This window comes from Micrococcus sp. HG099 (assembly GCF_024723355.1).
In the GTDB taxonomy this organism is placed as follows: Bacteria; Actinomycetota; Actinomycetes; order Actinomycetales; family Micrococcaceae; genus Micrococcus; species Micrococcus endophyticus.
In genome coordinates this window covers 1-7605 of sequence record NZ_JANQCJ010000113.1, presented here as the reverse complement: position 1 = coordinate 7605, position 7605 = coordinate 1, and the positions used below count along the sequence as shown (strand labels likewise).

The following is a 7605-nucleotide window of genomic DNA, read 5'->3' as shown; positions in this document are numbered from 1 at the left end:
GGGCGAGGGCCAGGACGGCGTCGGCCTCGGCGTCCCGGCGGCAGACCCCAGCCACCGCGCGGGCCCACTCGACCGCCTCCGCTGGATCGGGCGGGGCGGGCGCGGGAGAGTGCTCGGGCAGGTCGACGCGGACCACGGCGCGCAGGCGCCCCGCGGCGAGGGTGATGAGCAGCAGGCTGCCGGCCGGCAGCCGGCCCAGGGCGTGGCCGGCGTAGGCGAGGAGGTCCTCCGGGCCGCGGGCGGGGAGGACGGGGACGTCGAGGGAGGCGGCGGGTTCCATGCCGCCACCCTGGCGGCCCGGGCCGTCCGCGGCGGGTCAGCGCTCGTCGTCGGTGGACGGGCGGGGCGGTCCGTCCTCCTGTGCAGGAGCGGACCCGTCCGGGCCGGCCCGGCCGGCGAGGTACGCCTCCACGGCGGAGGCGAGCTCGTCGCCGTCGGGCAGGCCCTCCTCCGTCTCCAGGAGGGAGCGCTCCTGGTCCTCGGCGTTCTGGTCGAAGTTGCGCTCCAGCCCGGCGATCATCTGCTGGACCTCCTCCGAGCCGGAGACCTGCCGCTCCAGCTCGGCCTCGATCTCGCGGGAGGCGTCCCGCAGGTCGTCCGAGGGCAGCATGAGCCCCATGGCCGCGCCGGCGTACTCGAGGGCGGCGACCGCGGCCTGCGGGAAGGACGCCTCGGCCACGTAGTGCGGCACGTGCACCGTGTAGCCGGCCGTGGGGATCCCGGCCTCGTCCGCGCGCAGCTCGAGCATCTGGAGCAGCCCCGAGACGATCTCCGCCTCCGGGCTCCACGTGGACAGCCCCTCGACGGCCTCGGCCCGGGTGCCGTGCGTGGTCACGCCGATCCGCCGGGTGTGGGGCACGGGCAGCGGCGCGGCGTCGAGGAAGGTCAGGGAGTCCACCTGCCACTCCTCGGCGAGGTCCAGCACGGCCTCGACGACGGCCTGCCAGCGGAAGTCGGGCTCGGGCCCGGCCAGGAGCAGGAACGGGTGGCCGATCAGGTCCTCCACGAGCTGCACCTCCAGGGTGGGCAGCCGCAGGTCCCGGTAGCGGTCCCGGTCGAAGCGCAGGCGGGGGCGGCGGGCGCGGTAGTCGAACATGGAGTCCACGTCGAAGGAGGCCACGGTGCGATGCTCCAGGTGCTCGCTCAGGGCGGTACGCACCTGGCGGCTGACGCGGCCCGCGTCCATGTGCCCGGTGAGGGTCACGAGCAGGGCGAGCCCCGGCGGCACGGCCTCGGCCTCGTGTCGCGTGTAGATCGGAGCGGCGTCCTGCACGTCGGGTCCCCTTCGTCCGTGGTCCTGTCCCCGCGGGAGGCCTGCGGCCCCGCGAGGGCGACGCAGCGGCGCCTCCCGCGTCCTGTCTCGTCAGTCAACCACGGGGCCGGGTCCGCCTATTCCGCGCCCGCGCGCCCTGGACCGCGGCGCGAGGCCGGTGGCTAGGATGACGCGGGACGGCCCGGCCCACCCCGCCGGGCGCATTCCCGAGACCCCCGGAAGAGAGGCCCGTCCGTGATCACCCTGGACCGCCCGACCCTGACCGCCCGCACCCTGGAGGACGTGAGCGCCTCGGCCCTCGTGGTGGGGGTGGGGACCGGCCCGGACGGCCCCGTGCTGCTGACGGACGCGCTGGACGCCCCGGCCGCCTCCGCCCTCGAGGCCTCCTTTGACCTGCTCGGCGTGCGCGGCGCCCAGGACGAGGTGCACCGCCTGCCGGGCCTGGGCGGCTCGCCGGTGCCGATGCTCGTGCTCGTGGGCGTGGGCCCGCTGGACGACGACGGCGAGATCTCGGACGAGGCCCTGCGCCGCGCGGCCGGCGTGGCCGTGCGCTCCCTGGCCGGCACGGACGCCGTCGCCCTGGCCCTGCCCGCCGATACCGCGCAGCGCCTGTCCGCCGTGGCCGAGGGCGCCTCGATGGGCGCCTACGCGTTCACCGCCCTGAAGTCCGAGAAGGCCCGTGAGGAGGCGGAGAAGTCCCGCCCGGTCCGCGGCCTCGAGTTCGTCACCGCCCTCGGCGCCGAGGAGGCCGAGTCGGCCCTGCGCCGGGCCGCCGTGCTGGGCGACGCCGTCTGCGCCGTGCGCGACCTCGTGAACACCGCCCCCTCCCACCTGTACCCCGGCACCTTCGCCGACGCCGTCGCGCAGGACCTCTCCGGCTCCTCCGTGAGCGTGGACGTCTGGGACGAGGAGCGCCTGACCGCCGAGGGCTTCGGCGGCATCCTGGCCATCGGCCAGGGCTCCTCCCGCCCGCCGCGCCTCGTGCGCATCGAGCACGCCCCGGCGGAGGCGAAGGCGCACATCGCCCTCGTGGGCAAGGGCATCACCTTCGACACCGGCGGCATCTCGCTGAAGCCGGCCGCGTCGATGATGACCATGAAGTCGGACATGGCCGGCGCCGCCACCGTGTTCGCCGTGGTCCGCGCCGCAGCCGCCCTCGACGTGCCGGTCAAGGTGACCGGCTGGCTGGCGCTGGCCGAGAACATGCCCTCGGACACCGCGATCCGCCCGTCCGACGTCGTCACCATGTACGGCGGCAAGACGGTGGAGATCATGAACACCGACGCCGAGGGCCGCGTGGTCATGGCCGACGCCCTCGTCGCCGCCACGGACGAGCGCCCGGACGCCGTGCTCGACGTCGCCACCCTCACCGGCGCGCAGATGGTCGCCCTGGGCACCCGCTACACCGGCGTGATGGGCGACGACGCCCTGCGCACCGAGGTCGTCGAGGCCGCCGACCGCGTGGGCGAGCTGGCCTGGGCCATGCCCATCCCGGAGAACCAGCGCGCGTCCCTGAACTCCCGGGTCGCGGACATCTCCAACATGGGCGACCGCTTCGGCGGCATGATGACCGCCGCGGCCTTCCTCCGCGAGTTCGTCGACGCCGGCCGCACCGGCGAGGAGGACGCCCCCCGCACCCCGTGGGCCCACCTCGACATCGCCGGCCCGTCCTTCAATGAGTCGGCCGCCCACGGCTACACCCCGCAGGACGCGACCGGCGTGATGGTGCGAACCCTGATGGGTCTCATCGAGGGGCGCGGCCGGTAAGGTTGTCCCCGATGTCCGTCGCCCGAGAGGTCGGCCGGCCCGCCGCCGGCCGACCGGGGCGACGGTGAAGCAGCAACACCACGTTCCATCGAACCCAGCATCAAGGAGCAACACCGTGGCCGATTCGGCAACCGCTCAGGAATTCGACGTCCTCGTCCTCGGCGGTGGCTCCGCCGGGTACGCCGCAGCCCTGCGTTCCGTGCAGCACGGCAAGTCCGTGGCCCTCGTGGAGAAGTCCAAGCTCGGCGGCACCTGCCTGCACTGGGGCTGCATCCCCACCAAGGCCTACCTCCACGCCGCCGAGGTGGCCGACGAGACCCGCAACTCCGCCAAGTTCGGCGTCAACGCGACCCTCGAGTCCGTGGACATGGCCAAGGTGCGCGACTACAAGGACGGCATCGTCGCCGGCAAGTACAAGGGCCTCACCGGCCTGCTGAAGATGCGCAAGGTCCAGGTCATCGAGGGCGAGGGCAAGCTCGTCTCGAAGAACGAGGTCGAGGTCGACGGCATCCGCTACAAGGCCGAGAACATCGTGCTCGCCTCCGGCTCCGTGGCCAAGACCATGGGCCTGCCGATCTCGAAGAAGATCATGACCTCCACCGAGGCCCTCGAGCTGGACTACACCCCGAAGTCGGCCATCGTGCTCGGCGGCGGCGTCATCGGCTCCGAGTTCGCCTCCCTGTGGAACTCCTTCGGCGTCGAGGTCACCATCATCGAGGGCCTGGAGACCCTGGTCCCCAACGAGGACCCGGCGATCATCAAGGTGCTCGCCCGCGAGTTCAAGAAGAAGGGCATCAAGACCAACCTGGGCACCTTCTTCGACAAGGTCGAGGAGACCGACTCGGGCGTCAAGGTGACCCTGGCGGACGGCAAGGAGTTCGAGGCCGAGGTCTGCCTCGTCGCCGTAGGCCGCGGCCCGAACACCGAGGGTCTCGGCTACGAGGAGCAGGGGATCACGATGGATCGCGGCTTCGTGATCACCGACGAGCGCCTGCACACCGGCGTCGGCAGCATCTACGCCGTGGGCGACATCGTCCCCGGCCTGCAGCTGGCCCACCGCGGCTACCAGCAGGGCATCTTCGTGGCCGAGGAGATCGCCGGGAACTCCCCGATGGTGGTCGAGGACATCAACATCCCCAAGGTCACCTTCACCGAGCCGGAGATCATGTCCGTGGGCTACACCCAGCCCAAGGCCGAGGAGAAGTTCGGCAAGGACAACGTCGAGGTCGTCGAGTACAACCTCGCCGGCAACGGCAAGTCCTCGATCCTGGGCACCGGCGGCATCATCAAGATGGTGCGCCAGAAGAACGGCCCGATCGTGGGCGTCCACGGCATCGGCAAGCGCATCGGCGAGCAGATCGGCGAGGCGCAGCTCATCGTGAACTGGGAGGCCTACCCGGAGGACGTCGCCCAGTTCGTGCACGCCCACCCGACGCAGAACGAGGCGCTCGGCGAGGCCGCGATGGCCCTGTTCGGCCACCCGCTGCACGGCTGAGCCGACCCGCCCGACACATCCGGGGACCGTCCGTCGGTCCCCATCACACCCACCCCCGGCGCGGCGGCCGTACCGCCGCCGCGCCACCCCCGTGAGGAGAGACGGTCCCATGTCCGAAACCGTGAACCTGCCCGCACTCGGTGAGTCCGTCACCGAGGGCACCGTGACCCGCTGGCTCAAGGCCGTCGGCGACGAGGTCGCCGTCGACGAGCCCCTGGTGGAGGTCTCCACCGACAAGGTGGACACCGAGATCCCCTCCCCGGTGGCCGGCGTGCTCCAGGAGATCCTGGCCGAGGAGGACGAGACCGTGGAGGTCGGCGCCCCGCTGGCGACCATCGGCGACGGCGACGGCGGCGGCTCCTCCGAGTCCGACGACGACGCGCAGGCCGAGGCGTCCGAGGAGCCCGCGGCCGAGGAGGCCCAGGAGGACGAGGAGCAGCAGGAGCCCGAGGGCGAGCCCGCCCCCGAGGAGCGCTCCTCCACGCAGGACTCCGAGGAGAAGTCCTCCGGCGGCGCGTCCGGCGGCGACGCCTCCGAGGTGACCCTGCCCGCGCTGGGCGAGTCCGTCACCGAGGGCACCGTCACCCGCTGGCTCAAGGCCGTGGGCGACGAGGTCGAGGTCGACGAGCCGCTGCTCGAAGTCTCCACCGACAAGGTCGACACCGAGATCCCCTCTCCCGTGGCCGGCACCCTGCTGGAGATCCGCGCCGAGGAGGACGAGACCGTCGAGGTCGGCGCCGTGCTCGCCCTGGTGGGCTCCGGCTCCGCCGGCGGCTCCTCGGACTCCTCCGACGATTCCGCCCAGGACGAGGCCTCCGCCGAGGAGATCGAGGACGAGGCCACCGAGGCCGAGACCGGCGAGGAGACCGAGGAGGCGGCTCAGGACGCCGGCGAGGAGAAGGAGGAGAAGGCCCCCGAGGCCTCCGCCTCCGAGAAGGCCTCCCGCGAGGAGTCCGCCGAGCAGGAGAAGGCCGCTGCGGCCGACGCTCCCGAGGCCACCGAGCCCGGCCAGGGCTACGTGACCCCGCTGGTGCGCCGCCTGGCCCACCAGAACGACGTGGACCTCTCCACGGTCCGCGGCACCGGCGTCGGCGGCCGCATCCGCAAGCAGGACGTACTCGCCGCCGCGCTGGCCCAGCAGGCCGACTCCGCCGAGTCCGCCCCCGCGCAGGAGCAGGGCTCGAAGGAGCAGGCGGCCGCCGCGTCCTCGGCCCCGGCCGTCGCCTCCTCCGTGGACCCCTCGGTCCGCGGCGAGGTGGAGAAGGCCCCGCGCATCCGCCAGGTCATCGCCCAGCGCATGCGCGAGTCCCTGGACCTGTCCACGCAGCTGACCCAGGTGCACGAGGTGGACGTGACCCGCATCGTGCAGCTGCGCCAGAAGGCCAAAGCCTCCTTCCAGCAGCAGGCGGGCGTCAAGCTCACCTACCTGCCGTTCATCACGAAGGCCGTGGCCGAGGCGCTCAAGCAGCACCCGAAGCTCAACGCGTCGTTCTCCGAGGACAACAAGGAGATCACCTACCACGCGTCCGAGGACATCGCGATCGCCGTGGACACCGAGAAGGGCCTGCTGGTGCCCGTCATCAAGGACGCCGGCTCCCTGAACCTCACGGGCATCGCCCAGAAGATCGCGGACGTGGCGGATCGCACGCGCACGAACAAGATCTCCCCGGACGAGCTCTCGGGCGGCACCTTCTCCATCACGAACATCGGCTCCGTGGGCGCCCTGTTCGACACCCCGATCATCAACCAGCCGCAGGTGGCCATCCTCGGCACCGGTGCGATCGTGAAGCGGCCCATGGTGGTGGCCGATGCCGACGGCAACGACACCATCGCCATCCGCCACATGATGTACCTGTCGCTCACCTACGACCACCGCCTGGTGGACGGGGCGGACGCCGGCCGCTTCCTCATGGCGCTGCGCCAGCGCCTCGAGGCGGGCGAGTTCGCCCACGAGCTGGGCCTCTGAGGAAGGACCCCCGGAGACCATGCAGTACGTGCTGATGATCCTGCTCGCGATCCATCTCATCTCGGTGGCCGCGATCGTGGGCGGCTGGTTCGCCCACTTCAAGAACCCGACCGTCACCGCGTCCCAGTGGTGGGGCTCGGTGGGCATGATCCTCTCCGGCCTGGCCATGGCGGCGATCGTCTCGATCCCGGCCGCGCGCGAGGCGATGGGCTGGGGCGGCTCGCCCAACCACCTGTGGCTGGGCATCAAGCTGCTGCTCGGCGCGGCCGTGTTCGTCGCGGCCCTGCTCGGCCGCCGCAAATCCAACCGCGGCGAGGTCGTGCCCACGGGCCTGGCCCACGCCGTCGGCGGGCTGGGGCTGGTGAACATCCTGGTCGCCGTCTTCCTCCAGTGACCGGTCGGCTCGGCTGAGGCCGTGCCGCCTCGACGCCGCGGGCCCGCGGGGAGATCCTCCCCGCGGGCCCGCGGCGTCCGTGCGTCAGGGCACGGCTCAGCGGGGCTCGAGGGTCTCCACCCGCCACGCGCCGACCGCCGGCACGGACTCGGGGGCCGCGGACCCCGGGTCCGACCCGGACGCGGCGGGGTCCTGACGGCGCAGCACGAGCGTCACGGCGTCCTGGGCGGGCGCGACCTGCGCGGCCCTCCGGCCCTGCCGGTCCAGGACCGTGTGGGCGGAGGTGTGCACGAGGGCGGGCAGGCGCAGGGCGCCGTCGTCGTCGCGGCGCGCCGGGCCCGCCGCCTCGAGGCGCACCTCGAGCCCCGAGAAGGCGAACCCGTCCTCCGCGAGCCGGCGCTGCAGCTCCCGGTCCGCCTCCCAGGCCGGCGCCCCCGGCACGGCGTAAGCGCCCACCCGCTCGGGCCGCGGGTCGGTCAGGGCGGCGGTGCGTGCCCGGCCGATCGCCTCGAGCGCCGAGGCCAGGTCCTCCGCTTCGTCCGCCTCGCTCGCGTCATCCGCCTCGCCCGCGGGGACGGGCTCGTCTGCGGACGCGGGCTCCTCCTCGACGGGCTCCCCTCCCGTGCCCGGCGCCGGCGCGACGGCCGGCGAGGTCGACGACGCCGCACCGATCGGCTCCCCCGGGCCGGACCCGGCGACCGCCGCCAGCC

General features: G+C 73.2%; 6 protein-coding genes and 1 pseudogene. 4 read left to right on the top strand and 3 right to left on the bottom strand.

Annotation, left to right across the window (positions count from 1 at the left end; all coding sequences use genetic code 11):
• Together NWP10_RS09530 and NWP10_RS09525 are read right to left on the bottom strand one after the other, a co-directional pair.
• Positions 1 to 280: DUF4192 family protein (locus NWP10_RS09530; RefSeq protein WP_258300732.1), on the bottom strand; the 280-nt coding region annotated here is incomplete at its 3' end.
• A 36-nt stretch (positions 281 to 316) separates the two neighbouring features.
• On the bottom strand, positions 317 to 1273 hold the full coding sequence (locus NWP10_RS09525) for a PAC2 family protein (protein ID WP_258300730.1): 957 nt from the start codon (positions 1271 to 1273) through the stop codon (positions 317 to 319).
• A 234-nt stretch (positions 1274 to 1507) separates the two neighbouring features.
• Between NWP10_RS09525 and NWP10_RS09520 the strand changes: the two genes are divergently transcribed.
• From NWP10_RS09520 to NWP10_RS09505, 4 genes are all read left to right on the top strand, one after another.
• The gene (locus tag NWP10_RS09520) at positions 1508 to 3040 is read left to right on the top strand and encodes a leucyl aminopeptidase (protein ID WP_258300729.1); all 1533 of its coding nucleotides are present in this window, start codon (positions 1508 to 1510) and stop codon (positions 3038 to 3040) included.
• A gap of 115 nt (positions 3041 to 3155) precedes the next feature.
• A complete protein-coding gene (lpdA, locus tag NWP10_RS09515) occupies positions 3156 to 4535 on the top strand; it encodes a dihydrolipoyl dehydrogenase (RefSeq protein ID WP_258300728.1) in 1380 nt (459 codons plus the stop codon).
• Between the two features lie 109 nt (positions 4536 to 4644).
• Positions 4645 to 6501 (top strand): 2-oxoglutarate dehydrogenase, E2 component, dihydrolipoamide succinyltransferase, encoded by a 1857-nt coding sequence (sucB, locus tag NWP10_RS09510; protein WP_258300727.1) that lies wholly within the window; start codon positions 4645 to 4647, stop codon positions 6499 to 6501.
• Positions 6502 to 6520: 19 nt separating this feature from the next.
• Complete coding sequence (locus NWP10_RS09505; protein WP_017489043.1) at positions 6521 to 6895, top strand: hypothetical protein; 375 nt, start codon at positions 6521 to 6523, stop codon at positions 6893 to 6895.
• A gap of 96 nt (positions 6896 to 6991) precedes the next feature.
• Here NWP10_RS09505 and NWP10_RS09500 read toward each other — a convergent pair.
• Positions 6992 to 7605: pseudogene (locus tag NWP10_RS09500) on the bottom strand (protein kinase); the annotation flags it as partial.